This is a genomic window from Amaricoccus tamworthensis (assembly GCF_049800875.1).
In the GTDB taxonomy this organism is placed as follows: domain Bacteria; phylum Pseudomonadota; class Alphaproteobacteria; order Rhodobacterales; family Rhodobacteraceae; genus Amaricoccus; species Amaricoccus tamworthensis.
Genome location: NZ_JBNAFV010000012.1, coordinates 41846 through 68468, shown reverse-complemented (window position 1 = coordinate 68468; position 26623 = coordinate 41846). Strand labels below are relative to the sequence as shown.

Annotated in this window: 24 protein-coding genes; 12 read left to right on the top strand and 12 right to left on the bottom strand. The window is 62.4% G+C overall.

Features of this window, described 5'->3' with window-relative positions; all coding sequences use genetic code 11:
* Positions 1–3 precede the first annotated feature (3 nt).
* Complete coding sequence (locus ACP15P_RS16625) at positions 4–768, bottom strand: NAD kinase (protein ID WP_424929578.1); 765 nt, start codon at positions 766–768, stop codon at positions 4–6.
* Positions 769–1042: 274 nt separating this feature from the next.
* Between ACP15P_RS16625 and glyA the strand changes: the two genes are divergently transcribed.
* Positions 1043–2338 (top strand): serine hydroxymethyltransferase, encoded by a 1296-nt coding sequence (gene glyA, locus ACP15P_RS16620; RefSeq protein WP_424929577.1) that lies wholly within the window; start codon positions 1043–1045, stop codon positions 2336–2338.
* Between the two features lie 228 nt (positions 2339–2566).
* On the opposite strand, the gene ACP15P_RS16615 is transcribed toward glyA, so the two are convergent.
* From ACP15P_RS16615 to ACP15P_RS16605, 3 genes are all read right to left on the bottom strand, one after another.
* A complete protein-coding gene (locus tag ACP15P_RS16615) occupies positions 2567–2854 on the bottom strand; it encodes a protealysin inhibitor emfourin (RefSeq protein ID WP_424929576.1) in 288 nt (95 codons plus the stop codon).
* A 51-nt stretch (positions 2855–2905) separates the two neighbouring features.
* Complete coding sequence (locus tag ACP15P_RS16610) at positions 2906–4003, bottom strand: M4 family metallopeptidase (RefSeq protein WP_424929575.1); 1098 nt, start codon at positions 4001–4003, stop codon at positions 2906–2908.
* Between the two features lie 74 nt (positions 4004–4077).
* Positions 4078–4425: a hypothetical protein gene (locus tag ACP15P_RS16605; protein WP_424929574.1), complete on the bottom strand. Its 348-nt coding sequence runs from the start codon at positions 4423–4425 to the stop codon at positions 4078–4080.
* A gap of 118 nt (positions 4426–4543) precedes the next feature.
* Between ACP15P_RS16605 and ACP15P_RS16600 the strand changes: the two genes are divergently transcribed.
* From ACP15P_RS16600 to ACP15P_RS16565, 8 genes are all read left to right on the top strand, one after another.
* Complete coding sequence (locus ACP15P_RS16600; RefSeq protein ID WP_424929573.1) at positions 4544–5608, top strand: AI-2E family transporter; 1065 nt, start codon at positions 4544–4546, stop codon at positions 5606–5608.
* Positions 5609–5615: 7 nt separating this feature from the next.
* Positions 5616–6302 carry a P-loop NTPase family protein gene (locus ACP15P_RS16595; protein WP_424929571.1) on the top strand — a complete coding sequence of 229 codons (687 nt, stop codon included), beginning with the start codon at positions 5616–5618 and terminating at the stop codon, positions 6300–6302.
* Between the two features lie 172 nt (positions 6303–6474).
* Positions 6475–8742, top strand: coding sequence for an RNA degradosome polyphosphate kinase (locus ACP15P_RS16590; protein WP_424929570.1), 2268 nt, complete (start codon positions 6475–6477; stop codon positions 8740–8742).
* A gap of 147 nt (positions 8743–8889) precedes the next feature.
* Positions 8890–10380, top strand: coding sequence for a Ppx/GppA phosphatase family protein (locus tag ACP15P_RS16585; protein WP_424929569.1), 1491 nt, complete (start codon positions 8890–8892; stop codon positions 10378–10380).
* A gap of 366 nt (positions 10381–10746) precedes the next feature.
* Positions 10747–12084, top strand: a complete 1338-nt coding sequence (proS, locus tag ACP15P_RS16580; protein WP_424929568.1) for a proline--tRNA ligase — start codon at positions 10747–10749, stop codon at positions 12082–12084.
* A gap of 74 nt (positions 12085–12158) precedes the next feature.
* Positions 12159–12860 (top strand): DUF599 domain-containing protein, encoded by a 702-nt coding sequence (locus tag ACP15P_RS16575; RefSeq protein ID WP_424929567.1) that lies wholly within the window; start codon positions 12159–12161, stop codon positions 12858–12860.
* A 117-nt stretch (positions 12861–12977) separates the two neighbouring features.
* Positions 12978–14264 (top strand): lipoprotein-releasing ABC transporter permease subunit, encoded by a 1287-nt coding sequence (locus ACP15P_RS16570; protein WP_424929566.1) that lies wholly within the window; start codon positions 12978–12980, stop codon positions 14262–14264.
* Complete coding sequence (locus ACP15P_RS16565; RefSeq protein ID WP_424929565.1) at positions 14257–14937, top strand: ABC transporter ATP-binding protein; 681 nt, start codon at positions 14257–14259, stop codon at positions 14935–14937. The genes ACP15P_RS16570 and ACP15P_RS16565 overlap by 8 nt, the downstream gene beginning before the upstream one ends.
* 9 nt (positions 14938–14946) lie before the next feature.
* Here ACP15P_RS16565 and ACP15P_RS16560 read toward each other — a convergent pair whose 3' ends face one another.
* The 8 genes from ACP15P_RS16560 to ACP15P_RS16525 form a co-directional block, all read right to left on the bottom strand.
* Positions 14947–15960 (bottom strand): hypothetical protein, encoded by a 1014-nt coding sequence (locus tag ACP15P_RS16560; RefSeq protein ID WP_424929564.1) that lies wholly within the window; start codon positions 15958–15960, stop codon positions 14947–14949.
* 81 nt (positions 15961–16041) lie between these two features.
* Complete coding sequence (locus tag ACP15P_RS16555) at positions 16042–16794, bottom strand: hypothetical protein (RefSeq protein ID WP_424929563.1); 753 nt, start codon at positions 16792–16794, stop codon at positions 16042–16044.
* Positions 16795–16993: 199 nt separating this feature from the next.
* Positions 16994–19195, bottom strand: a complete 2202-nt coding sequence (locus ACP15P_RS16550; RefSeq protein WP_424929562.1) for a 3-hydroxyacyl-CoA dehydrogenase NAD-binding domain-containing protein — start codon at positions 19193–19195, stop codon at positions 16994–16996.
* A 67-nt stretch (positions 19196–19262) separates the two neighbouring features.
* Entirely contained in the window at positions 19263–19715 is a 453-nt protein-coding gene (locus tag ACP15P_RS16545; RefSeq protein WP_424929561.1) for a hypothetical protein, read from the bottom strand.
* Positions 19716–19900: 185 nt separating this feature from the next.
* On the bottom strand, positions 19901–21112 hold the full coding sequence (locus ACP15P_RS16540) for an acetyl-CoA C-acetyltransferase (protein ID WP_424929560.1): 1212 nt from the start codon (positions 21110–21112) through the stop codon (positions 19901–19903).
* 12 nt (positions 21113–21124) lie between these two features.
* Positions 21125–21766, bottom strand: coding sequence for a glutathione S-transferase family protein (locus ACP15P_RS16535; RefSeq protein WP_424929559.1), 642 nt, complete (start codon positions 21764–21766; stop codon positions 21125–21127).
* Between the two features lie 184 nt (positions 21767–21950).
* The gene (locus ACP15P_RS16530) at positions 21951–23711 is read right to left on the bottom strand and encodes an acyl-CoA dehydrogenase C-terminal domain-containing protein (protein WP_424929558.1); all 1761 of its coding nucleotides are present in this window, start codon (positions 23709–23711) and stop codon (positions 21951–21953) included.
* A 14-nt stretch (positions 23712–23725) separates the two neighbouring features.
* A complete protein-coding gene (locus ACP15P_RS16525) occupies positions 23726–24121 on the bottom strand; it encodes a MerR family transcriptional regulator (RefSeq protein WP_424929557.1) in 396 nt (131 codons plus the stop codon).
* A 234-nt stretch (positions 24122–24355) separates the two neighbouring features.
* On the opposite strand from ACP15P_RS16525, the gene ACP15P_RS16520 reads away from it, so the two are divergent.
* The 3 genes from ACP15P_RS16520 to ACP15P_RS16510 are packed head-to-tail and all read left to right on the top strand — an operon-like array spanning position 24356 to position 26618.
* Positions 24356–24796 carry a PaaI family thioesterase gene (locus tag ACP15P_RS16520; RefSeq protein ID WP_424929556.1) on the top strand — a complete coding sequence of 147 codons (441 nt, stop codon included), beginning with the start codon at positions 24356–24358 and terminating at the stop codon, positions 24794–24796.
* Positions 24796–25314: a PaaI family thioesterase gene (locus ACP15P_RS16515; RefSeq protein ID WP_424929555.1), complete on the top strand. Its 519-nt coding sequence runs from the start codon at positions 24796–24798 to the stop codon at positions 25312–25314. The genes ACP15P_RS16520 and ACP15P_RS16515 overlap by 1 nt, the downstream gene beginning before the upstream one ends.
* On the top strand, positions 25311–26618 hold the full coding sequence (locus tag ACP15P_RS16510; protein WP_424929554.1) for an MATE family efflux transporter: 1308 nt from the start codon (positions 25311–25313) through the stop codon (positions 26616–26618). The genes ACP15P_RS16515 and ACP15P_RS16510 overlap by 4 nt, the downstream gene beginning before the upstream one ends.
* Positions 26619–26623 lie beyond the last annotated feature (5 nt).

Genomic DNA, 26623 nt, shown 5'->3' with positions numbered 1-26623 from the left:
GCGTCAGGCGAACTGTTCGCGGATAAGGCGTTCCTCGAGGCCGTGGCCGGGATCGAAAAGGATGCGGTGTTCGATGGTGCTGTCGCTGGCAATGTCGAGACGCAGGACGTCGCGGACCTCGGCGGAATCGGCGGCGGCCGAGACGGGGCGCTTTTCGGCTTCCAGCACCTCGAAGGTCACTTTGGCCTCGCGCGGCAGAATGGCACCGCGCCAGCGGCGGGGGCGGAAGGCGGCCATGGGAGTGAGGGCCAGCACGTCGGCGCGGATGGGCAGGATCGGGCCGTGGGCGGAATAGTTGTAGGCGGTGGAGCCCGCCGGGGTTGAGACCAGCGCGCCATCGCAGACCAGCTCGGCCATGCGCTCGCGCCCGTCGATCAGGATGCGGAGCCGTGCGGCCTGGGGGCCGGAGCGGATCAGGGAGACCTCGTTGATGGCCAGCGCCTCAACGCTGTCGCCGTTCGTTTGGGTGGCGAACATGCGCAGGGGATTGATGACGGCCTCCTCCGCCGCATTGAGGCGGTCGAGCAGGCTGTCGTCGGAATAGGTGTTCATCAGGAAGCCGACCGTGCCCCGGTTCATGCCGTAGACGGGCAGGTTGCGGCTTTGAAACTTTTGCAGTGTCGAGAGAATCAGGCCGTCGCCGCCCAGTGCCACGACCACATCGGCCTTGTCGGCGGGTGTCTGGCCGAAGCGGTGGGAGAACTTCGCAAGCGCCTCACGGGCAAGCGGTACGGAGCTTGCCACGAAGTGAATGTTTTTGAATGCCAATGGTCCGTTCCGCCCCGTTTGTCCGGTGGTTACCTTCACCTGACCTCCCGTTAAACTCAAGTGCCTGATTTCCAGGCAGTTAACCGTGCTGCGGGGACGTTCGTGGCGCAGTGATTGGAGCGATTGCGGGGTGCCTGGAGGCCGCGAGGGCGCCGGATCGCGGGGATTTGTCCGTCCGGGGGGTGTTTTGGCGGGATTTCCGGGCTTTCCCAGGCGGGACAATCACGCTATCCAACGCGCCATCACCACATCCAGATTCCGCGAGGACCCCGCCGTGTACGATACGTTCAATGACAAGGGCTTTTTCACCGAAACGCTGTCCAGCCGCGATCCGGAGATTTTCGGAACGATCGGTGATGAACTGGGGCGGCAGCGCGAGGAGATCGAACTGATCGCCTCCGAGAACATCGTCAGCCGCGCGGTGCTTGAGGCGCAGGGGTCGGTTCTGACCAACAAATATGCCGAAGGCTATCCCGGACGGCGCTACTACGGCGGTTGTCAGTTTGTGGACGTGGCCGAGAACCTGGCCATCGAGCGGGTCAAGGAGCTGTTCGGTTGTGAGTTCGCCAATGTGCAGCCCAATTCCGGCAGCCAGATGAACCAGGCCGTGTTCCTGGCGCTGCTGCAGCCCGGTGACACGTTTATGGGGCTCGACCTCAATTCCGGTGGTCACCTGACCCATGGCTCGCCCGTGAACATGTCGGGCAAGTGGTTCAACGTGGTCTCCTACGGTGTGCGTGAGGAGGATCACCTGCTGGACATGGATGAGGTACGGGCGCGGGCCGAGGAGCACCGTCCGAAGCTGATCATCGCCGGTGGTACCGCCTATTCCCGCGTCTGGGACTGGGAGGCGTTCCGTGAGATTGCCGATTCCATTGGTGCGTATCTGATGGTCGACATGGCCCATATCGCGGGTCTGGTGGCCGGTGGGCAGCATCCCTCGCCCCTGCCGCATGCGCATGTCGTGACCTCCACGACGCATAAATCCCTGCGTGGTCCGCGGGGCGGCATGATCCTGACCAATGACGAGACGATCGCCAAGAAGGTCAACTCGGCCGTGTTCCCGGGCCTCCAGGGTGGTCCGCTGATGCATGTGATCGCGGCCAAGGCCGTGGCCTTTGGTGAGGCGCTGCGCCCCGAGTTCAAGGCCTATGCGGGCAGTGTGGTGGCCAATGCGCGGGCGCTGTCGGCCTCGGTTCAGGCCGGTGGTCTGGGAGTTGTGTCGGGTGGCACGGACAACCACTGCATGCTCGTGGACCTGCGGCCGATGGGCGTGACGGGCAAGGCGGCGGAGAAGGCGCTGGGCCGGGCGCATATCACCTGCAACAAGAACGGTATTCCGTTTGACCCGGAAAAACCGTTTGTGACCTCCGGTATCCGGCTTGGGACGCCCGCGGGCACCACGCGCGGGTTTGGGACGGATGAGTTCACGGAAATCGGCAAGATGATCTGCGAGGTAATGGAAGGTCTGTCGAAGAACGGCGAGGCCGGAAATGCCGCGGTTGAGGACGCCGTGAAGGAACGTGCCGTGGCGCTGTGCCGTCAGTTCCCGATTTACGAAGGCATGTGATTTAAGGCCGGGTCGCGCGGGGCGCTGACCTGGCTGCTCTCCCGGTGTGTCGGCACGACACGCCATGCCCGACCTCCCCCATGGGAGGGCATATTCAACGTCAGTAACCGCTCAATCGTCCGGGTGCTTTTGTCGCGCCGCTACGTCAGGCGGGTCGAAGCCCACCCGAGGTCGGGCATGGCGCGTCGTGCCTCGGGGCTGGGCAGGCTGTTGCGCTATCGCGGCAGATTACATCCCGTCGATCAAATCGAGGAGTTCATCCGGAATGGCGTCCTCCTGGATTTGGAACACGTGTTCCTCGCCCTGGTCGTCGGTGACAGAGATGGTGTAGAGCGCGAGGTCGGCGGCGTTGGGGTTGCCGCCATCGACGCTGAGATTGGACAGGGCGTCGGGGTCGAACGCGTCGCAATAGGCCTGGCGCTTTTCCTCGGAGGTGGCCGCGGTGTCCATGTGGAGCTTTTTCGGTGGTGTGGCGACGCCGCCGAAGCCGCCGCTCGATACGATTTCAATAAGCATTGCCGTACATCCCGCCGTTAGTGTCGTTCCTGCCATTCCCTAAACGTAGGGTCAGACCGCTATTCCGACAAGTCTCCAGGCCCGGCGGAGCATAAGGTATTCCCAGCTTCCGGTACCGTGGATGTCGATCGCGGCGTCGAGGGTTTCCGCGGCCCAGTCGCCGAATGTCGCCATCGGGTTGTTGATCTGCTGCAGGGCGCGGTACCAGATCTGGCCTGGTTTTTCCCAGGATTTGCCGCCCACATACATGCAGTAAAGATAGAAGGCGTGGTTGGGGATGCCGGAGTTGATGTGGACGCCGCCATTGTCGGAGGTCGTGTCGACATAGACATCCATGTGGAAGGGTTGCGGGTCCTGGCCAATGAGGCTGTCGGAATAGGCGGTGCCGGGGGCTTTCATGGAGCGCAGGGCGACGCCGTTGATGTTGGGGCCGAGGATGCCCTTGCCCACCAGCCAGTCGGCCCCGTAGACATCCTGGTCCAGGTGGCGCTGCACCGTCATGGTGCCGAAGACGTCCGCGATGCTCTCGTTCAGGGCGCCGGACTGGCCCTGGTAGATCAGGCCGCCGGAGAACTGGACGACGCCGTGGAACATTTCGTGACCGATGACGGACAGCTCGGTAAAGGTCTGAAATATCTCACCATCCCCGTCGCCATAGGCCATCTGTTCGCCGTTCCAGAAGGCGTTGTTGTATTTGCTGCGGTGGTGGACGGTGGCTTTCAGCGGTATGCCGTTGCCGTCGAGTGAGTTGCGGTTGAACTCCTGCGAGCAGAGGTCGAAGACGACGCCGGCGCCGTCATAGGCGCGGTCGACCTCCGGGTCGCCGGTAGGGTCCTGGCCCTCGGTGCGGACGGGCGTGCCGGGGAGGCTGGCCCTGTTGTCGCCATCGTAGATCTGCCGGTCGCAGGTGTGCGTCCGGGTGTCCATGAAGGCCAGCGCCGAGGTGACGAAAGCGCCCTGACGGCCTGCGTTGGGGACCATGCCGCCGGAGGTGTGTTCGGCGCGTTCCTCCCGCACGGATTCGTTTTGTTTGAGCATGGATTTCGCCATTTTCTGCACGCTCGTGTCCCCGCGCAGGGCCATCACCCGCAGCATGTGCGGCGGGATGATGCAGTTGACGGGATTGTGGCAGGGAGCGGGACCGCACATGAAATGACCTCCGAAAACCCGGGAAATAATGGTTAACGGTAGCACGAAATGGCCGTTGTTACGACTTTTTCCGTTTATTGCGCCGGTGGTTCGGGTGCCGGGTCGTCGCCGTCGATGGTGGTGATGCGGTTCGGGGAGGTGGCGCAGGACCAGCGTTTTCCGAACAGACGCACGCAGTTATGGGCGGTGGGGTTGGACACTGGCGGACGCGGTACGGGGCGCAGCTCGTCGGGCAGCACGCGCTGGTTCAACAGCCGGTCAGCGGCGGGCGGTCGGGGTGTGCCGGAGGGATCGAGGTTGCCGATGGAGGGCATGGCCTGGCGCTGAAACGGGTTTTGGGCGCTGGCCCGGTCCACGGAAAGCGGCATGCCAAGCGCGGTGGCAAGGATCAGGGATGTCAGCCGGGTGCGGGTCATGGTCACGGGTGCAAGCCTATCCCCGGGAGGAGTGCATGTCCATTGCGGCGCATTGTGCGCGGCGGCATATTTGGCTAATGCAGCGGCGTGGCCCCGTGCGGGGCGCCAGGGAGAGAGCGGGAACATGGTATCACCGAAACGTCAGGCGATGATCTGGGGCGTCTGCTTTATCCTGTTTGCGCTGATGCTGTGGTTTTTGGGCGAGACGCTGCTGCCGTTCATGCTCGGCGCGGCAATTGCGTATTTCCTTGATCCCGTCGCGGACCGGCTGGAGGCCATGGGGCTGAGCCGGTTGATGTCGACGGTGCTGATCGCGTTTGGGGCCGTTATCCTGTTTGTTCTGGTCATGGTGTTGATCGTTCCGGCGATGGTCGGCCAGATTGGCGATCTGGTGGAGGCGTTCCCCGGGCTTGTGAGGAGCGCGCAGGAGTTTCTGATCACCAGGGTGCCTGGCATTGATGGCGAGGATGGCATGCTGCAGCGCGGGCTGGCCACGGTGCAGGAGCATATCAGCCAGGTTGGGCCGGAACTGATCAACACGGCGCTGGCATCGTCGCTGGCGGTGGTGGATTTCGTCGTATTGCTGGTCGTGGCACCGGTGGTGGCGTTTTACCTGCTGCTGGACTGGGACCGGATGGTGGAGCGGATTGATGAGCTGCTGCCGCGGGAACACGCGCCGACAATCCGGCGTCTGGCGAAGGACATCGACCGGGTTCTGGCCGGGTTTGTGCGCGGGCAGGTGACCGTGTGTCTGATTCTGGGCACGTTTTACGCGATTGGTCTGACGCTTATCGGGCTTCCCTACGGGTTTTTGGTGGGGATGGTCGCGGGGCTTCTTTCGTTCATTCCCTATGTCGGTTCGCTCACGGGTGGGATCCTGTCGATCGGGATTGCGGTGTTTTCATTCTGGGAGACGCCGGTCTGGATTGCGGCCACGGTGGCGATTTTTGCGTTTGGTCAGTTCTTTGAGGGCAACATCCTGTCGCCGAAGCTGATCGGCAAGTCGGTGGGGCTGCATCCGGTGCTGCTGATCCTGGCTCTGGCGGTGTTTGGCAGCCTGTTTGGCTTTGCCGGTATGCTGGTGGCCGTGCCGGTTGCGGCGGCGCTGGGCGTGCTGGGGCGGTTCCTGGTGGGACAGTACCAGCAGAGCCCGCTTTACATGGGGCGTGACCCGTATTTAGGGGACTGAGGCGGTGGTGACTGCCCGACAGCTGGCGTTTGATCTGCCGGTTCGACCGGCGCTGGGGCGGTCGGATTATTTCGTTTCGCCCACCAACAAGCTGGCCCTTGCACAGATCGACACCTGGCCCGCCTGGCCCGAGGGGCGCATGGCGCTGGCCGGACCGGCGGGGTCGGGGAAAACCCATCTGGCGCATGTGTGGGCGGCGGAAGCGGGCGCGCGGATCCTGCACGTGAATGATCTGGATGACCTGTCGCTGGAGGCTGTGGCGGGTGATGCGAATTTCGTTCTGGAGGATGCGGACGGGGTTGCCGGGCGGGACGGGCGGCAGGAGGTCCTGTTTCACCTTTGCAACCACCTGCGCGCCAATGGCGGGTCGCTCCTGCTGACGGCGCGGGAGGCGCCGGGGGAGTGGGGGCTGACCCTTCCAGACCTGGAAAGCCGTTTGCGGGTGGCGGGGGTTGCGTGGCTGACGCCGCCGGATGATGCCCTGCTGGCGGCGGTGCTGGTCAAGCTGTTTGCCGACCGTCAGGTTGAGGTGGCCCCGGAGCTGATCCGGTATCTGGTGCCGCGCATGGACCGCTCGATTGCCGCGGCCGAGAGCCTGGTGGCGGCACTGGACCGGCGGGCGCTCGAGCTGAAACGGCCGGTGAACGTGTATCTGGCCTCCGAGTTTCTGCGGGCGGGAGATGGGGCGGGCTGACGTTTCTTTGGCCTGGGCGACCCAGGAGGTTGGGCCTGATCCGGGGGCTTTACGGGCATTGATTGACGGCGCGGCGGAATTTTGTCCGGAATGCGTTCGTAATTGGCGGGATTTGTCGTAAAACCGTGTTGGAATCCCCATATATAGTCGGGGATTTTAGAATAGAGGTACCATGGAAGACGCAACCGCCACCGAAATCAAACCGGAAACCCGGACTCCGGACACCACCGAAACGCTACCGGTTTTGGCCGATTTTCTGAACCATCCGGCTCCGGCGGGGCGCGACGTGCCTGGTCTCGACATCAGCGGACTGGACCGGTTCATCAACCGCGAACTGAGCTGGCTTGGGTTTAACTGGCGGGTGATGTCGGAAGCGGAGAACCCGAAGGTGCCGCTTTTGGAGCGGGTGCGGTTTCTCGCGATTTCGGGGGCCAACCTCGATGAGTTTTACACGGTGCGTGTGGCCGGACTGCGGGCCATGGTGCGGCAGGGGTCGCAGTCGACCAGTATTGATGGGCTGAGTCCGAACAGTCAGTTGCAGAAGATCGAGTCGGAAGCCCGGCGTCTGATGGCGCGTCAGCAGGCGGCCTGGAAGGAGATTCAGAATCTGCTGCGGGCGGAGGGGATCGAGATCCTTGGGCCGTCGGACCTGCGCAAGGTCGATATGGAGGGGCTCGAGACCTATTTCTTCGAGCAGGTTTTCCCGATCCTGACGCCTCTGGCGGTTGACCCGGCGCACCCGTTCCCGTTTATCCCGAGCGGCGGGTTTGCCATGGCGCTGAAACTGCGCCGGGATTCGACGGGCCGTGATCTGGATGCGCTGCTGCCGGTGCCCGCACAGGTCGAGCGGTTTATCAGCCTTCCCGACGGGCCGCGGGGGCAGGTGCGCCTGTTGCCGCTGGAGGGTCTGCTGGAGGTTTTTGTCGACCGGCTGTTCCCGGGTTACAGCATGTTGGGCAGCTGTGCCTTCCGTGTGCTGCGCGACAGCGATCTGGAGGTTGAGGAAGAGGCCGAGGACCTGGTGCGGGAGTTTGAGACCGCACTGAAGCGCCGCCGTCGTGGCGACGTGATGCGGCTGAAGATGACGGCTGATGCGCCGGATGACCTGAGCCAGTTGGTCGTAAGCTCGCTGGGTGTGGCCCAGGACGAGGTTGTGGAAATTCCTGGCATCATCGGTATTGCCAACCTCTCGGCGCTCTGCCGGATTGACCGGCCGGATCTGCTCTGGAAGCCGTTCACGCCGCGTGTGCCAGAGCGTGTGCAGGATTTTGAGGGCGATATTTTTGCGGCGATTCAGCAGAAGGACATGCTGCTGCATCATCCCTATGAGACCTTCGACACCGTTGTTCAGTTCCTGCAGCAGGCCGCGCGCGATCCGAACGTGGTGGCGATCAAGCAGACGCTCTACCGGACCAGCCGGGACAGTCCGATTGTGGCCGCACTCTGCGAGGCGGCCGAGGACGGCAAGTCGGTTACGGCGCTGGTTGAGTTGAAGGCGCGTTTTGATGAGGCGGCGAACATTCGCCAGTCGCGGCGTCTGGAGCGGGCGGGTGTTCAGGTGGTCTACGGGTTTGTGGACTGGAAAACCCACGCGAAGATCTCGACCGTGGTGCGCCGTGAGGGCAATGAGCTGGTGACTTACAGCCATTTCGGCACGGGCAACTATCATCCGGGCACGGCGAACATTTACACAGACCTGTCGCTCTTTACCTGTGACAAGGCCATGGGGATCGATGCGACGCGGGTGTTCAATTACGTGACCGGCTATGTGAAGCCCGAGAACCTCGAGGCGCTGGCGATTTCGCCGCACATGATCAAGCCGCGCATCCTTGAGAGCCTCAAGGAGGAGATTGCCCACGCGAAAGCGGGGCGTCCGGCGCAGGTTTGGGTGAAGGTCAACGCGATCACCGAGCCGGAAGTTATCGACGCGCTCTATGAGGCCAGCCAGGCCGGAGTGAAGATCGACATGGTGGTGCGCGGGATCTGTTCCCTGCGGGCCGGCGTGAAGGGGCTGAGTGAGAACATCCGGGTAAAATCCATAATCGGACGGTTCCTGGAGCACAGCCGTATTGCCTGTTTCGGCAATGGTCACGGGTTGCCGTCGCCGGAGGCGCGGGTCTATATCAGCTCCGCCGACTGGATGGAGCGGAACCTCAACCGGCGGATCGAGACACTGGTCGAAATTACTAACCCGACCGTTCATGCGCAGATTCTCGACCAGATCATGGCCGCGAACATGCATGACATTGCCCAGAGCTGGGTCGCGCAGCCGGATGGAAGTTTCGCACGGGATACCGGCAATACGGACCCGAACCCGTTCAGCTGTCACAGTTTCTTCATGGAGAACCCGTCGCTCTCGGGCCGGGGCCGTGTGGGTGCACAGGACGTGCATGACCTGATTTCCGGCCGCAAACGTGTCGGAGACATGACGAGCGGTTGATGCCTTCTGGCGGGGTCGGCGGGCGAAATTAGCCGCCGACCCGCGATTGACCTCATGAAAATCTGCTGTAGTGTCCGCCCGGTCTGCTGAGAAGGCTGGGGAGCAGAAGTGACGTCATCGATTTTCGCTGCGGGGAAATTTCCTGGTTTGGATATAGAGGAAGCGGCGAAAGCCCGGCTGAGCCGGATCGGCGTGATTGACGTTGGCTCGAACTCCGTGCGCATGGTCGTGTTTGACGGCATGGCGCGTAGCCCGGCGTATTTTTTCAACGAGAAACTTCTGTGCGGTCTCGGTGCCGGTCTGAGCGAAACCGGCCGGCTGAACCCTGAGGGCTGGACGAAAGCCCTGGCCGCGATGCACCGGTTCACGGCGCTGGCCGCCCGGATGGAACTGTCGGGCCTGATTGCGGTGGCGACCGCCGCCGTGCGCGATGCGCGGGACGGGCCGGATTTCTGCGACGCGGTGGAGCGTGAAACGGGTTTGCCCATCCATGTTGCAAGCGGTGATGAGGAGGCGCGGCTGGCCGCCAATGGCGTGATGCTGGGCTGGCCGAAGGCCAAGGGCCTGGTGAGCGACATGGGCGGGTCGTCCATGGAACTGGCCGCGATTGACGAGGGCGAGATCCTGAACTGCGGCACGACGCCGCTGGGGCCGCTGAAGCTCAATGACATTCCCGAGATGGACAAGCGGCTGAAATTCATCCGCAAGAAGATCAAGGCGCTCTACAGCGGGTTTGATGGCAAGGTCGGGCGGCTGTTCCTGGTGGGCGGGTCATGGCGTGCGATTGCACGGATGGACATGGTGCGCACCGGCTATCCCCTGTCGGTGCTGCATGGTTACAGCCCGCCGATTGAGCAGCTTCAGGAGACACTGGACTGGCTCCCCGATCAGGACGTGAAGGAGATGTCGAACAATTCCGGCACCTCCGTGGCGCGTCTGTCCCTGGTGCCGACGGTGGCGCCGGTGCTGAGCGAACTGATCAGGCAGACCAACCCGGAGCGGGTTGTGGTTTCGGCATATGGTCTGCGGGAAGGGCTTTTGTACCGGCAGATGCCGGGCACGATGCGGGCGATGGATCCGCTGATTGAGGTCAGCCGGCACATGGAGCAGAGCCAAGCGCGCATGCCGGGTTTTGGCGATACGCTCTATGAGTGGATCAAGCCTTTGTTCCCCGATGCCGATGAGTGCTTTCTGCGCCTCGTGCGGGCCGGGTGTCTGATACATGACGTGAACTGGCGGGGGCATCCGGACTTCCGGGCGGAGCTGTGTTTTGCGTCGGTGACGCGTGCAAACATCTCCGGGATCAACCACAGTGAGCGGGTGTTCCTTGGGCTGTCGCTGCTGAAGCGCTACAAGGCCAAGGCGCCGGAAGGGGTGGTCGAAGCTTACGAGACGTTATTGCAGGGTGACCAGCGGGCGCAGTCGGATATTCTTGGCCGTGCCATGCGTCTTGGGGCCATGCTTTCGGGCTCGGCGATCGGTGTTTTGGAGAATACCGAGCTGAAACTGACAAAGGATCAACTGATTCTCACGCTTCGGGACAACGCCCGGGAATGCTTCGGGAATTCTGTTGAGCGGCGTCTGCACTCCCTGGCGCAGTGCCTCAACGTGACGGGAAAAATCGTTTTAGACGAGTGACTTGAAGTCACTGCAACCTGCGGTTTTGTCAATTCACATTAATGTCACAATGTAAGTGCCTGATTAGGGCTTGCTTTCACGAAAAAAGCGACCTGCCGGTGCAGGTCGCTTTAATTCGGTCCCCCCAGACTTGGGCCTTGTGCGCAACGGCGATAGACTTGGGCAGCTCTTTGAGTGGCGCCTCTGTCGTTTTGGTCCTTTTTGGACCTCACTCGTTGTCCGGCGAGGGGAATTAAACAAACCTTTGCAAGAAATGCAATGCGGAACTTCATTCTGCGCATGGCTTGGTGGTGCAACCGCCCGGCATTGCACCCTTCTCCGCCATGGAATAGATCGGGTCAGCCGTTCCCGTTCCGGAGTTTTTACATGCGTCTTTCCAACTATTTTCTGCCGGTCCTGAAGGAGACACCTTCCGAGGCCCAGATCGCAAGTCACCGGCTGATGCTGCGTGCGGGGATGATCCGGCAGGCGGCGGCGGGGATCTATTCCTGGCTGCCTCTTGGCTTCAAGGTTCTGCGGCGGATCGAGAACATCGTGCACGAGGAACAGCAGCGGGCGGGGCATGTTCCCCTGCTGATGCCGACGTTGCAGTCGGCGGATCTTTGGCGGGAAAGCGGACGCTATGACGACTACGGCGAAGAGATGTTGCGCATCCGTGACCGTCACAAGCGCGATCTGCTTTACGGTCCGACGAATGAGGAACTGATCACGGATATTTTCCGCAGCGCGGTTGGCTCCTACAAGGATCTGCCACTGACGCTGTATCATATTCAGTGGAAGTTCCGCGACGAGATCCGGCCGCGCTTTGGCGTGATGCGCGGGCGCGAGTTCCTGATGAAGGACGGGTACAACTTCGACCTGACCAAGGAGGATGCGCTGCACGCGTATAACCGGCATCTGGTGAGCTACCTGCGGACCTATGAACGGATGGGGCTGAAAGCGATCCCTATGCGCGCGGATGGCGGGCCGATTGGCGGCGACTACACGCATGAGTTCCTTGTGCTGGCCGAAACGGGCGAGTCGGAGGTGTTCTATGACAGTGAGATCACCGATCTGACGTTCGGTGACCGCGAGATCGACTACACCGATGTGGGCCAGTGCCAGGCGGTGCTGGAGGAATTTACCTCACGCTATGCCCGCACCGACGAGACCCACGACGAGGCGGTGTTCGCGGAGGTGCCGGAGGAGCGGCGCCGGACGGCGCGGGGGATCGAGGTTGGCCAGATCTTCTATTTCGGCACGAAGTATTCCGAACCGATGGGCGCGACCGTGGTTACGGCCGGTGGCGAGCGGGTTCCGGTTCATATGGGCTCGCACGGCATTGGCGTGAGCCGTCTGGTCGGAGCACTCATTGAGGCGAACCATGACGAGCGTGGCATTATCTGGCCCGAGGGCGTGACGCCGTTCCATGTGGGTATCGTGAACCTCAAGCAGGGCGATGAGGCCACTGACGCGGCCTGTGAGGCGCTCTACAAAGGGTTGCAGGCGCTGGGGCTCGATCCGCTTTATGACGACCGCTCCGAGCGGGCTGGCGCGAAGTTCGCGACGATGGATCTGATTGGTCTGCCGTGGCGGATTACGGTTGGTCCGCGTGGGTTGAAGAACGGCGTGGTTGAACTGACCTCGCGGCGTACGGGCGAGAGCGAGGAGATGTCGCCGGAGGACGCCATCGTAAAGGTCAACGGCATCTATGCGGGGCTGTGAGCTTCGGTGAGACATGACCGTGCGGGCGTCGCGATAGTTGTGGGGGCCGCACGGTGAATGACGGAGACGGCGCCATGACCATCGTGGACATCTTCGGCTATTTTGCCCCGTTGGATTTCGCGGCGGTGGGGTTTGTGCTCGTCAGCTGGCTTGGCATGAGCTGGCGCATCGAAACCAGCAGTTTTGGGCGGCCATCGGTGACGGTTCTGATGGTACGCTATCGCCGGGAATGGATGCGGCAGATGGTCACGCGGGAGCCGCGTATTTTCGACGCGACCATCCTGTCCAACCTGCGGCAGGGTACGGCGTTTTTTGCATCGGGCTGCATGATTGCGCTGGGCGGTGTTTTGGCGCTGTTGGGGAATACGGAAAGCCTCAACAAGGTTGCCGTGGATCTATCGGTGATTGAAGCGCCGGAATATGTCTGGCGGATCAAGCTGTTGCTGGTGGCGCTGCTGCTGACGCACGGGTTTCTCAAGTTCGTCTGGTCCAACCGTCTGTTTGGGTATTGTGCAGTACTGATGGGGGCGGTGCCGAATGATCTGGAGCATCCCCAGGTTTATGACCGTGCGGCCCAGGCGGCGGAGATCAACATTCGGGCGGCATGGAACTTCAACCGGGGGCTGCGGGCGGTGTATTATTCGCTGGGGGCTCTGGCCTGGCTGCTGGGGCCGCTGTTTCTGATTGCTTCGACGGTTGTTGTGAACGTGACGATCTGGAACCGCGAGTTCTCGTCGAAGCCGCGCGACATCCTGGAGAATGACGCGGCGCCGTGAGGGATGGGGCGTCGGCGGATTTCGCACACAAGACGGTCAGATGGTATTCAGGGTCGTTGTGATTGCCCGCGCGAGGGCGTAGGCATGGCGCGTTTAACAGTACCGGGAAGTGTTGCCGTGTCTCCAAATCCTGCACCATTCGCCGCGTTTGAATGGATCATTGCCTGGCGGTATCTGCGCGCGCGTCGCAAGGAGGGCGGTATTTCGGTTATCGCCTGGTATGCGCTCATTGGAGTGATGCTGGGCGTTGGCACGCTGATCGTGGTGCAGGCCGTTATGATCGGATTCCGCGAGGAGTTCACGGAGCGGATTTTGGGCGCGAATGCCCATGCGTCGATCTATTACACGGCGGAGATGGACGAGTTTGGCAACCGGGACCGGCAGGTCCGGGACTACGGCGATCTGGCCGGGCGTCTGGCGGAGGTCGACGGGGTCGACCGGGCCACGCCGCTGGTGAAGGGGCAGGTGATGGCGTCCGCTGGCGGTCGTGCCGCCGGAGTTGAGGTCTATGGCACGCGGCTGGAGGATTTGCAGCAGGTGCCGCTGATTGCTGATCCGGAGACGGGCTGGGGAGACCTGGAGCGGTTTGACGAGGGGATTGCCATTGGGACGGGCGTAGCGCGGGAGTTGGGCGCGGCGCTGGGCGATGTGGTGACGCTGATCTCGCCGGAGGGTATGGACACGCCGTTCGGCACGCAGCCACGTCTGAACGACTATGAGGTCGTGTTTATTTTTGGCGTGGGACGCTTCGATATCGACCGGACGCGCGTCTACATGCCGTTCACGGAGGCCCAGGCCTATTTCAACCGAGAGGGCAGCGCCGACGAGGTTGAGGTGATGCTCAGCGACCCGTCCGGCGTGGATGATCTGGTCTGGCCGCTGACGGAGGCTGCGGGGCCGCGTGGGCAGGTCTGGACCTGGAAGAACGCCAATGGGGCGTTTCTGTCGGCGCTCGATGTTGAGCGGCGGGTGATGTTCATCATCCTCTCGCTGGTGGTGTTGATCGCGGCGCTCAACATCATCTCGGGCCTGGTGATGCTGGTGAAAAACAAGGGGCGGGATATTGGCATCCTGCGCACCATGGGGCTGAGCCGGGCGTCGATCATGCGGGTGTTCTTTATCTGTGGTGCCTCGATTGGCGTGGCGGGGACGGTGCTTGGGGTTGTCCTCGGCTGTCTGTTTGCCGCGAACATTCAGGAGATCCAGGCTCTGGTGGAGTGGGTCGCGGGCGGCAGTGTGTGGAACCCGGAGGTGCGGTTCCTGACGGAGATCCCGGCGCGGCTGCGGTTTTTGGATGTGCTTGCGGTGGTGGTGATGGCTCTGGGGCTGTCCTTTGTGATTACCATTCCGCCGGCGCGCAATGCGGCGCGGATGAACCCGGTGGAGGCGTTGCGCTATGAGTGATGCCCTGACGCTGAGTGGTGTGGCGAAACGGTACAATGCCGGGACGCCCGCGGAGATCGTCGTGCTGGAGGATGTGGGCCTGAGCCTTGCCAAAGGCGAGGTCGTCGCGCTCGAGGCGCCGTCCGGGGCGGGGAAGTCGACGCTGCTGCATATTGCCGGTCTGCTCGATGAGCCGGCGGCCGGGTCGGTGCATATCATGGGGCATGAGGCGCCGATGCGTGACGACCGGGCCCGCACGCGACTGCGCCGGGATACGGTCGGGTTTGTGTATCAGTTTCATCATTTGCTGCCGGAATTTACCGCGTCCGAGAACGTGGAACTGCCGCAATGGGCGGCGGGAGTTGCGCGTGAAAAGGCGTCGGCGCGGGCGCGGGAGCTGCTGGAGGCGGTGGGGCTTGGCCACCGGCTGACGCACCGGCCTGCGGAACTGTCCGGCGGCGAGCAGCAGCGGGTGGCGATTGCGCGGGCTCTGGCGAACCGGCCTGGGGTTTTGCTGGCCGATGAGCCGACGGGGAACCTCGATCCCGGGACGGCGGGATCGGTGTTTGACATGCTGATGGGGCTGGTGCGCGAGACGGGGCTGACGGCGCTCATCGCGACGCACAATCCGGACCTGGCCGCGCGGATGGACCGGCGGCTGGTACTGGGTCAGGGGCGGATTACCAACCCCTGATCGGCCGGGTTATTCGGAGCAGATGGCGCGCACGGCGTCCCATTCCTGGTCGGTGACCAGCCGTTCGGAGCGGGTGTTTTCCTGCATGACGACCGGATTTTCAGGATCCGGCTGCCAGCCGTAGCGGATGAGCGCGTCGTAGAGGGGACGCTGGTCGATGCCGGCGTCATGCAGGCTGTTGAGGGCCTGCTGGATCACCGCTGTTGTGGGCGGCTCCCAATCCCCGGCGATTTGGCTCTCGAGAGGCCGAGGGCTGATATTGCCGGTGAAGACGTAGCGGAGGTTTTGCAGGGTTCCGGCGTCGTGCATCATGTCGGCGACCGGATCAGTGGCGCGTGCGAGTGCGATCCAGCCTGCGGCCTCTTCCGGCGCGCGGGCGGTTTTCAGCGTGGCGGAGCCCATCAGGATCGTGTCGCCGGGCAGCGCGAGGACCGGTGTCTGCTTCAGGTCGAGAACGCGGATGCGGGGGGCTTCACCATTGGCGGCGAGCGATGTGCCGATGCTGTCGAGCGCGCGGCGGCCTGGGGTTTCGGGGCAGATTGGGCCGCTGCTTTCCATCAGGGCGAGGAGCATCCGGTCGCCAAGTTCGCGTTCCGATGCGGGCGGAACCATGCGGGTGGCAAGCAGGGGCGCGAGGCCGGGGCTGACCGCGGCAATGATCAGGATGATGAGCAGCGCCACAAGCGGGCCCACGAGGGAGAGGCGTCTGGTCTTTTGAATGCGGGTGGGCTCGGGGAGGATTTCGCCGAGGGAGACCTTGGCGATGGCGGCATTCATCTCTGGATCGGCTATGCGCAGGGTCTCCGTGCCATCGGAGTTCATCGAATAGACGGTGGTGTCGCCGGTGCGGTCAATCGCCTGCACCCCGGCAAGCGCCCAGTGCCCGAGGACGTTCTCGCTCAGATCGCTCAACACCAGACTGGTGTTGCGAAAGGAAACGATGACTTCGCGGGGTGGGGTGTCGGGTGTTTCGGTCCAGTGGCCGGTCGCCTCCAGCCAAAGGTAATTGTCCAGCGCGGTCATGGGTGCCTGATCCGGTAAAACGGGTTTGTAATTTTTTGCCCGTTTCCTACCCTGTGGGTGTGGTCAAGTCCAGGGGGAGTATCAGACCACCCGGTTGCGCCTGCGGCTTCGGACGAAGGCCAGAAGGGCGCCGAGGGCGGCGAGGGAGCCTGCGCCGGCGCCCGCGTCGATTTCGGGGACGTTGCTGCTTGTCGGGACCTCAAGGCCGATATTCATGCTGGCCGGGAGCGGGTCGCCCTGGCCGAGGCGCCAGGTTATGTTGGAGCGGTCGAAATGGCGGAAATGGCTGTCTTCGCTGAGGGTGACCTGAAGCCAGGAGGCCATGCCTTCGGCCATGTCGTAGTTGTTGGCGCCGAAGCCGAGTTGGGAATTTGGCGCGTCATCGCGCATGGCGACGTCGAGGTTGACACCGTAAAGGCCGTGGCGGCCGGTCAGCTGGCCCTCGACACTGCTGAAATAGGCCCAGTTCAGTTCGTCGCCACGGCAGGCGCCGCCGGCGGCGGAACCACAGGCGGGGGACTGCCCGTCGGAGAAGCCCTGAAGCCCGGAGAAGACGAGGTTGAGGCCGAATTTGTGATACGTGTTGCGGCGGTTGACGATTTTGCCGGTGAGCGTGGCGGTGTCACCGTTCCAGTCGAGGCTGGCGCCGGAATGGGTGATGGCCCAGGAACCGCCCATGCCGGTCTGAGGGCGGAACGGGCGCAGCCAGAAGGCGCCTTTGGTGGCGGAATTGTCGAGTACGCTGTGGCTGCCGGTGATGGTGGCGGCTATGGCCGGGGCGGCGGTTGAGGAAAGCGCCAGGGCGATGGCAATGGCCGCGGTTTTGATACTCATACGCATGGTTACAGCTTCCGAACTACGACACCGCCGCGCGGCCCGGGGGGGGGACGGGCCTGCCGGCGGTGAACACACCGATTTGGGTTGGACCCTAGAGGCGGGGGTTTAAGAAAGTATCAACCATGACCGGGGCGCTAACGTGAAAACGGGCCGCTGTTGGGCGGCCCGTGGATGGTGTCGGTTTGTACGCGTCGTGTCAGGCGGCGTCGGCTTCCGGCTGGTATTTTTGGTAGAAGCCCTCGCCGCTCGCGGCCAGATCATGCAGGATTTTGGGCGCAGTGAAACGGTCGCCGAATTCGGATGTAAGACCGTCGCAGATTTCCACAGCCTTTCCCGCGCCGAGGATGTCCAGCCACGAGAAAGGCCCGCCGGACCAGGGCATGAAGCCCCAGCCGAGGATGGCGCCGACATCGCCCTCGCGGATGTCCATGAGGACGTTTTCCTCCAGGGCACGGACGGCCTCGAGCGTCTGGATCATGGCGAGGCGGTGCTGAACGGTGGTAAGGTCCGGCTGGTCATCGGACGCGGGCCAGTTTTCTGCAAGGCCGGGCCAGAGGCCGGTGCGTTTTCCCTTCTCGTCATACTCATAGAAACCCGCGTTCGATTTGCGGCCGAGCCGGCCCTCATCGAACAGTTTGAAGAGCACGTCGTCGGAGGGGCTTTCGGGATAGGCGTCGCCCATGGCGGCTTTGGTCGCTTTGGCGATTTTTACGCCGAGATCCACGGAGGTCTCGTCCACGAGCTGCAACGGGCCGAGCGGGAAGCCCAACTGTTTGGCGGCGTTTTCGATCAGCGCGGGGGAGACGCCCTCGGCCACCATGCGCACGCCCTCGTTGATGTAGGGGATGATGCAGCGGTTGGCGTAGAAGAAGCGGGCATCGTTGACGACAATGGGGGTTTTGCGGATCTGGCGCACAAAGTCGAGCGCCTTGGCCACTGCGCGATCGCCGGTTTCTTTGCCGCGGATGATCTCGACCAGCATCATCTTGTCCACCGGCGAGAAGAAATGGATGCCGATGAAGTTCTCCGGATTGCCGCTGGCTTTCGCCAGGTCGCTGATCGGCAGGGTGGAGGTGTTGGTGGCAAAGATCGCGTCGTCGGGCAGGGCGGCTTCGGCTTTTTGGGTGGTCTCGGCCTTGACGCCCGGGTCCTCGAACACGGCCTCCACAACCAGATCGCAGCCGTCGAGGGCGCTGTAGTCGGGGGTGGCGTTGATGCGGGCGAGGACGGCGTCCTTTTTCTCCTGGGTCACGCGTTTGCGGGACATGCCCTTGTCGAGGATGGATTCGGCGTGGGCCTTGCCCTTGTCGGCGGCTTCCTGGTCGCGGTCGATAAGGACCACGTCGATGCCCGCGTTGGCGGCCACGTAGCCGATGCCCGCGCCCATCATGCCCGCGCCAATGACGCCGAGCTTTTTGACGCTCTGGTCCGGGGCCTCGGGTCGGACGGCGCCTTTCTCAAGGGCCTGTTTGTTGATGAAGATTGAGCGCAGCATGGCGCCGGAGGACGGATTCATCAGGACATGGGTGAACCAGCGGGCCTCGATTTTAAGCGCGGTGTCGAAGGGAACCTGTGCGCCCTCGTAAGCGGCGGAGAGCATGGCTTTGGCGGCCGGATACACGCCCTGGGTTTTGCCGTGAACCATGGCCGACGAGCCGAGATAGGTCATGAAGCCGGCGGGATGGTACGGTGCGCCGCCGGGCATTTTGTAGCCCTTGGCGTCCCAGGGTTTGACGATGTCGGCGTCCTTTGCGTTCAGGACCCATTCCTTCGCACGCGCCAGAAGTTCCTCGGGCGGCACGACCTCGTCGATCAGGCCCGCGCTTTTGGCTTTGGCGGGGGCGAGGGTTTTGCCTTCCATCAGGTAGGGGGCCGCGGCCATGACGCCCATTTTGCGCACGAGTCGGGTGGTGCCGCCCATGCCGGGGAAGATGCCGATAAGAATTTCGGGCAGGCCGATTCTGGCCTTCGGATTGTCAGCCGCGAAAATGCGGTGGCAGGCAAGCGGGATCTCAAGCCCGATGCCAAGGGCAAGGCCGGGAAGCGCGGCGGCGACGGGTTTGCCGCCCTTGTTGGTTTTGGGATCCATGCCGGCGCGTTCGATTTTGCGCAGAATGCCATGCATGTTCATCAGCCCGTCCATGAGGCCCTGCGCGGGGGTTTCGCCCGCGCTGTCCTTCATTTTAGCGATGATGTTGATGTCCATGCCAGCCGCGAAGTCGGGCTTTGCGGAGGTGATGATGATGCCTTTTACGGCGTCGTCGGCCAAAGCCGCGTCGAAGAGACTCTCAAGCTCGGCGATGCCCTCCATATTGAGGACGTTCATGGATTTGCCGGGCAGATCCCAGGTGATCGTGGCGACGCCGTCCGCGTCTGTGGCAGAGGTGAAAATGGTCATGTGATGTCTCCACTAAAGGATAGACGTTTTGCGGGGAGGAACCGGGCCTGAGGGGGCCGGTTCGACTTCAGATGGCGAGTTCGGCCGCTTTGGGCGGGCTGGACTTCAGCATGGCGAACGCAAGCGCAAAGGGACCGGCGGGATCGAACTCGATAATCTCGAGCATCTCCGATTTCAGGACTCCGTCGAAATCTCGGAAATAAAACCGGCCGATTGCCGCGTGACCCGGGGCATCGCCCGCAACCTCGTGACGGAAGCGCAGATCCACCGTGGTCTCGTCGCGTCGGGTTGTTCCCAGACACATCAGGCTGGCGTGCAGTTTGCGGACCTTGCCGCGAAACACGAGCTGTTTGTAGACCGCGGACAGGTTGGCGGCGTCCTTCAGGCTGTTGAGCACCAGAAGCTCTGATCCGAGATAGATCGCAAAGGGAAATGACATCATACTGACGACAGTCTGGATGTCGGCCTGTTCATAGGCCTCCACCAGTTCAATTCCAACTGTCGCCGGGCTGCGTACCATTTTCCTCCCCATTTGGTGCGCGTGTAACGCGTTTTTCACGGAAACGTCGTTATCGGCGCGTATAGAGGCCCTGATCTTCTCACGGTTGCAAGAGAAATGTTCCGGAAAATTGCCGGATGGCGACTTTCTATTCCGGGAAACTCCTGCAAACTGCCGGTTTTCGATTATTTTGGACGCTGCGGTATTCATACGCGTTCAATAATCGTTGCCGCACCCATGCCTGACGCGACGCAGAGCGTGGCGAGTGCGGTGCCTTTTCCGGAGCGTTCGAGTTCGTCCAGGGCGGTGCCAATAATGATCGCGCCGGTTGCACCGAGCGGGTGGCCCATGGCGATTGCGCCGCCGTTCACGTTCACCTTTGAGCTGTCCACGTCGAAGGCCTGAAGGAAGCGTAGAACGACCGCGGAGAAGGCCTCGTTGACCTCGATCAGGTCGATGTCGGACATGGACATGCCGGACTCGGCGAGTATCTTTTCGGTCACGGGAACCGGGCCGGTGAGCATGATGGTCGGGTCCGTGCCGATCTTGGCCGTGGCGCGAATGCGGGCGCGGGGTTTGATGCCGTGCTTTTCGCCGTATTCCTTTGATCCGATCAGGAGAGCTGCCGCGCCGTCGACGATGCCTGACGAATTGCCGGCGTGGTGGACGTGGTTGATCTTCTCAAGATGTGGATATTTTAAAAGGGCCACAGCATCGAAGCCGGGCATGGTCTCTCCCATGTCCTTGAAGGCGGGTTTGAGCGCGCCCAGCGACTGCATGTCGGTGCCGGGGCGGAGGTATTCGTCCTTTACGAGGATCGGCAGGCCGTTGATGTCATTCACGGGGATGACCGACCGGTCGAAGCGGCCTTCCTCCCAGGCTTTGGCGGCGCGTTTTTGGCTTTCGACGGCCAGTTCGTCGCAGTCATCGCGGGAGAACCCGTATTCCGTGGCAATGATGTCGGCGGAGATGCCCTGGGGGACGAAATAGGATTTCATGGCCAGCGACGGATCGACGGCAATGGCCGCGCCGTCCGAGCCCATGGCCACCCGCGACATCATTTCGACGCCGCCGGCGATGTAGCCGTCACCGGCGCCCGCACGGACCTGGTTGGCGGCGAGGTTTACGGCCTCGATGCCACTGGCGCAGAAGCGGTTGATGGAGAGGCCGGGAACCTTTTCGCCAAGGTCGGAGGCCAGAACGGCGGAGCGCGCGAGGCATCCGCCCTGTTCCATGACCTGGGTGGCGTTGCCCCAGATCACGTCCTCGACCGCGTCCTGGGGCAGACCGTTGCGGTTTTTGACCGCGTTCAGGGTTTCGGCGGAGAGGCGCAGGGAGGTGACCTCGTGCAGGCTGCCGTCCTTGCGGCCCTTGCCACGCGGTGTGCGCACGGCGTCGTAAATGTAGGCTTCCGTCATCGGTTCCTCCGGTTATTTGGCTCCGGGCAGGGGATGCCCGGGCATGAGGTCGTAGGGGTGTTTCCAGCCGGGCAGAGCGGCGATGCCGTCGAGCCAGCGGCTGGTGTTGGGGTATTGGTTCATGTCGGCGCCGAACTCATCGGCGAAGTAGAGATATGAGCAGCAGGAAAAATCCGCCGTGGTCGGCTGGTCGGTGGCGACCCAGTCGCGGTCGGCCAGGTGGTGCTCCAGAACGGTCATCGCCGCTTTGGCGCGGCCGCCCAGGAACGCAATCACATCCGGGTTGCGTTTCTCCGGTGCGAGGAAGTTCATCAGGAAACGGAGCGTGCCGATCGTACTGCTGAGTTTGTGGTTGTCCCACAGGGTCCAGCGCAGGATCTCAAGGCGTTCGGTCTCAGCGTTGGGCCCAAATTTGCCGGTTTTGCCGGTAAGGTAGTCCATGATGACGCCGGATTGGGACAGGACCAGGTCGCCATGTTCAAGTACGGGGACCTCCCCCATTTCGTTGAGGGACAGAAATTCGGGTGTTTTGGAGGCACCGTTGAAAAAGTCGACGAAAACCGGCTCCCAGTCCTGGCCGGTCAGTTCCAGCATCAGGGCGGCGCGGTATGCGTTCCCCGATTGTGCAAAACAGTGAAGCCGATATTCGCTCATTCTTTGATCCCTGTCGTGACCTTTGTTTTGCGGGAATTTCGACGGCCCAATCCGTTCCGCCCGCATTTGTTATGGTGTCGAGTTTTTCCCGTAGTGCAACCTTAAGCGGATCGGGGCGGAGCGTGTCCTTTGTTGGCTGGTGGAGCCTTCCCTAAGAAGGCTCCATCACGTCGTTGTGCCGGGCTTAAAAAGCCTCCGCGTCGAGGGCCATGACCGGGTCGGCGCCGCTTTCGATCCGGGCGAGGTGCATTTTGGTCGCCGGGAGCTGGCGGGCCATGTAGTAGCGGCCGGTGGCAAGTTTGTTTTTGTGGAAATCGCTGTCACCTTCCAGAGCCGCCTTGGCCATGCGGGACCACATCAGGCCGAGGACGACGTGGCCGAAGAGGTGCATGAAATCCGACGATCCGGCCAGGGCGTGGTTGGGGTTTTTCATGCCGTTCTGCATGAAATACATTCCGGCGGCCTGGAGATCCTTGGAGGCGGCTTTCAGTGGCTCAAGGAAGCCCGTCCTGAGGTCCTCGTTGTCGGCGTTGTCCTTGATGAACGCCTTGACCATCTCGAAGAAAGCCATGACGTGCTTGCCGCCGTCCTGGGCGAGCTTGCGGCCCACCAGGTCGAGTGCCTGGACGCCGTTTGCGCCCTCGTAAATCATGGCGATACGGGCATCGCGCACGAACTGGCTCATGCCCCATTCCTCGATATAACCGTGACCGCCGAAAACCTGCTGGGCCTGGACGGTCATGTCGAAACCACGGTCGGTGAGGAAACCCTTCACGACGGGGGTGAGCAGGGAGATGAGGCCATGCGCGTCCTCGTCACGGGCGAGGTTGGCGGCGTCGATCAGGCTGGCAGACCAGAGCAGGAAGGCGCGGCCGCCCTCGATGAAGGATTTTTGGTCCATGAGGGTGCGGCGGATGTCCGGGTGGACGATCAGCGGATCGGCGGGTCCATCGGGGTTTTCGGTGCCGGTGACGGCCCGGCCCTGCAGGCGGTCGCGGGCATAGTCGGTCGCGGCCTGATAGGCGGCGACGGCCTGGCCGAGGCCCTGAAGGCCAACACCTATGCGGGCCTCGTTCATCATGGTGAACATGGCGCGCAGGCCTTTGTGCTCCTCACCGATCAGGTAGCCGGTGGCGCCATCATAGTTCATCACACAGGTCGAGTTGCCGTGGATGCCCATCTTCTCTTCGATCTTGCCGCAGGAGAGGGCGTTGCGGTCGCCGAGTGAGCCGTCCTCATTGACGAGGAATTTCGGGACGATGAAGAGCGAAATGCCTTTCACACCCTCCGGTCCGCCGGGGATTTTGGCGAGAACCAGGTGGATGATATTGTCGGACATGTCGTGCTCACCGGCGGAGATGAATATCTTCTGGCCGGTGATTTTGAAGCTGCCGTCGTCCTGGGGTTCGGCTTTGGTGCGCAGAAGGCCGAGGTCCGTGCCGCAGTGGGGTTCGGTCAGGTTCATGGTGCCGGTCCACTCGCAGGACACCATTTTGGGCAGATAGGTGGCTTTCTGTTCGTCCGAGCCATGGGTGTGAATGGCGGAGTAGGCGCCGTGGGTCAGACCGGCATACATGTTGAAGGCCATGTTGGCGGCGGAGTGCATTTCGCCCACGGCCACGCCCATGATGTAGGGCATGCCCTGGCCGCCGAAATCCGGGTCGCAGTCGAGCCCGGTCCAGCCGCCCTCACGCAGAAGATCAAAGGCGTCCTGAAACCCGTCCGGGGTGCGGACAACACCATTTTCCAGGACACAGCCCTGCTCATCGCCCTTGGCATTGGTGGGGGCGAGAACGTCACGGGCGATTTTGCCCGCCTCGTCCAGAATGGCGGAGGTAAAATCCCGGTCCAGTTCAGAATAGCCGGGGGTTTCCGACTGCTCGATTTTCAGGACGTCGTGCAGGACAAATTCCATGTCGCGAAGAGGGGGCGTGTAGGAGGCCATTGGTGTTTCCTTCTTTATTCTGCCGCTTCGGCCGGGGTTTCGTTGAGGACGGATTTGACCCAGTTGAGCTGTTCCTCAAACTCGGCGATGGCCTCGTTGAGTTCGTCGCGCTGGGCCACCATGCTCCGGAAGTGTTCCACCCCAAGATCGTAGGTTCGCTGAAGCTGTGTTCTTTGCTGATCGCCCGCGTCATAGAGATTGAGAAGCTGGCGGATTTCCTCGAGGGCAAAGCCGAAACGCTTGCCGCGCAGGATCAGTTTAAGGCGGGCCTGGCAGGATTTTCCGAACAGGCGTTTGGTTCCTTCACGCCTCGGGAACAGGAGTTCCCGCGACTCGTAGAACCGCAGCGTTCGGGGGGTTACGTCATATTTCGCGCACATTTCGCCGATAGTCAGCAGTGTGTCACTCATGTTCCCTCCGTGGCCGATTGTTGTCGTTTTGCGAAACATGCTCGCAGGTTTGTCGCTTTTCAAGTAAATTGCTTTACGTAAACGTAAAGTTGACGCGACGTCATACTGGCCGCGTCCATCCGCCGTCCGCAGTGTCCTCGTTGGGAATTTGACCTGTTATCGTGACGAAAACGGGCTTATGCATCGGAAAATGGTGCCGGTTTTGACCGGACGGGGCAATCTACAGGTGGCATCGTGGGCGACACCCTGAGCAAGGAAGACAAAATCCGCATAGCGAGGCAGTTTGTGGGCGCTCTGCCCCATTCGGCCGATCTGGGCATGCATCTGGATGATCTTGGGCCCGGTTGGGTGATCATGTCGCTGGGCTATGACGAGCGATTCATAGGCGATCCGGAGACAGGTGTGCTGCATGGTGGGGTGGTGACCGCGCTGCTCGATACCAGCGGAGGGACGGCGGTGATGGCGCATCCGATGGCGCCGAAGGGAACGGCCACGATTGATCTTCGTATTGACTACATGCGACCGGCGGAGCCGGGGCAGCGGATCTACAGCAGAGCCGAGTGTTATCGCATGACGAAGAACGTCGCGTTTGTTCGGGCTACGGCCTACACGGATGACATCGATGTTCCGGTCGCGGCGGCAACCGGGGCTTTCACGGTGGAGGGGTTGAGCTGATGCCGTTCAAACGTCCCGAACCGGTCCAGGTGGTCAAGCAGCGGCGCGATGCGGCGCTGAAGCAGATGGTGGCGCAGGTGCCCTATATTCAGCATCTGGGCGTGGTGTTTGAGCGGCATGGCGATGAGCTGACCGCCCTGTTGCAGTATGATGAGAAGCTGGTCGGCAATCCGGTGCTGCAGGCCCTGCACGGGGGCGCGATAGGTGCGTTTCTGGAGATCACCGCGATCATGGAGCTGTCCTGGCAGCAGGTCTGGAACCTGATGGAAGGCGGCGGGCCGGAGGCTGAAGCCATTGAGGCGGGGCGTTTTCCGCCGTTGCCCAAGACGATTGATTTCACGGTGGACTACCTGCGGGGCGGTTTGCCGCGTGATGCCTATGCACGGGCGCGGGTGAACAGGTCCGGCCGACGCTATGCCAGTGTGCATGTGGAGGCCTGGCAGGATAACCGGGCGCGGCTCTTCGCTCAGGGGACGGGACATTTTCTGATGCCACAGGGCGGGAAAACCGCCGGGTGACGACCCCTTCGATCAGCCATCGGCGGGTTTTGCGCATAGCCGTACCCATTGTTCTATCCAATGCAACGATTCCAATTTTGGGAGCGGTCGATACCGGTGTGGTTGGTCAGATCGGTTTGGCCGCGCCGGTGGGGGCGGTTGGCATTGGGGCGGTGATCCTGGCGTCGCTCTACTGGATTTTCGGGTTTCTGCGGATGGGGACCTCGGGCCTGGTGGCGCAGGCCCATGGGGCGGGTGATACGGTCGAGGTTGGCGCGCTTCTGGTGCGGGGGCTGCTGATCGGGCTGGGAGCGGGGCTGGTCTATCTGGTTCTGTCGCCGCTGCTTTTTCAGGCGGCGTTTCATATTGCGCCTGCGTCTGAGGAGGTCGAGGACCTGGCGCGTGCCTACATGTCGGTCCGTATCTGGGGCGCGCCGGCGACCATTGCGATTTACGCGCTGACGGGTTGGCTGATCGCCATGGAGCGGACGCGGGGCGTGTTGTGGCTGCAGCTTGGCATGAACATGGTCAATGTGGTGCTGGACCTGTGGTTTGTGCTTGGGCTTGGCTGGGGCGTGGTTGGCGTGGCCTGGGCCACTCTGGCGGCGGAGTTTTCGGGGCTGGTTATCGGTCTGTATCTCTGTCGCGACGCGTTTGCCGATCCGATGTCCCGGGCGGCGTCGGTCGTGTTTGACCGGGTGAAGCTCATACGGATGGCGGCGGTCAACGGGGACATTTTGATCCGTTCGGTCCTGTTGCAGGCGAGTTTTACGAGTTTTCTTTTTCTGGGGGCGGGCCTTGGTGACGTGCAGCTGGCGGCGAACCAGGTGCTGATGCAGTTTCTGCAGTTTACCGCCTTTGGGCTCGACGGGTTTGCCTTTGCGGCGGAGACACTGGTGGGTCAGGCGCTTGGCCGACGGAACAGGCCGGAACTGCGGTCGGCCGCCATTGTGACATCGCAATGGGGTGTGGCGGTGTCCGTTGGGCTTTGCGTGGTGTTCTGGATCTTTGGGCCGATGGTGATCGATATCATGACCACCGCGCCGGATGTCCGGATTGCCGCGCGGGAATACCTGCCCTGGATTGCGGTGGCTCCGGTGGTCGGGATTGCGTCCTGGATGCTGGACGGGGTGTTTATTGGCGCGACACGCACCGGGCCCATGCGAAATGCGATGATTCTGTCCGTTGCGATCTATGTTGTGGCGGTGCTGATCCTTCTGCCACAGTTCGGCAATCACGGGCTTTGGGCGGCGCTTATGATTTTGAACACGGCGCGGGGCGTTACTCTTGCGCTGCGGTATCCGGCACTGGAAGCGGCTGTATAGCGGGT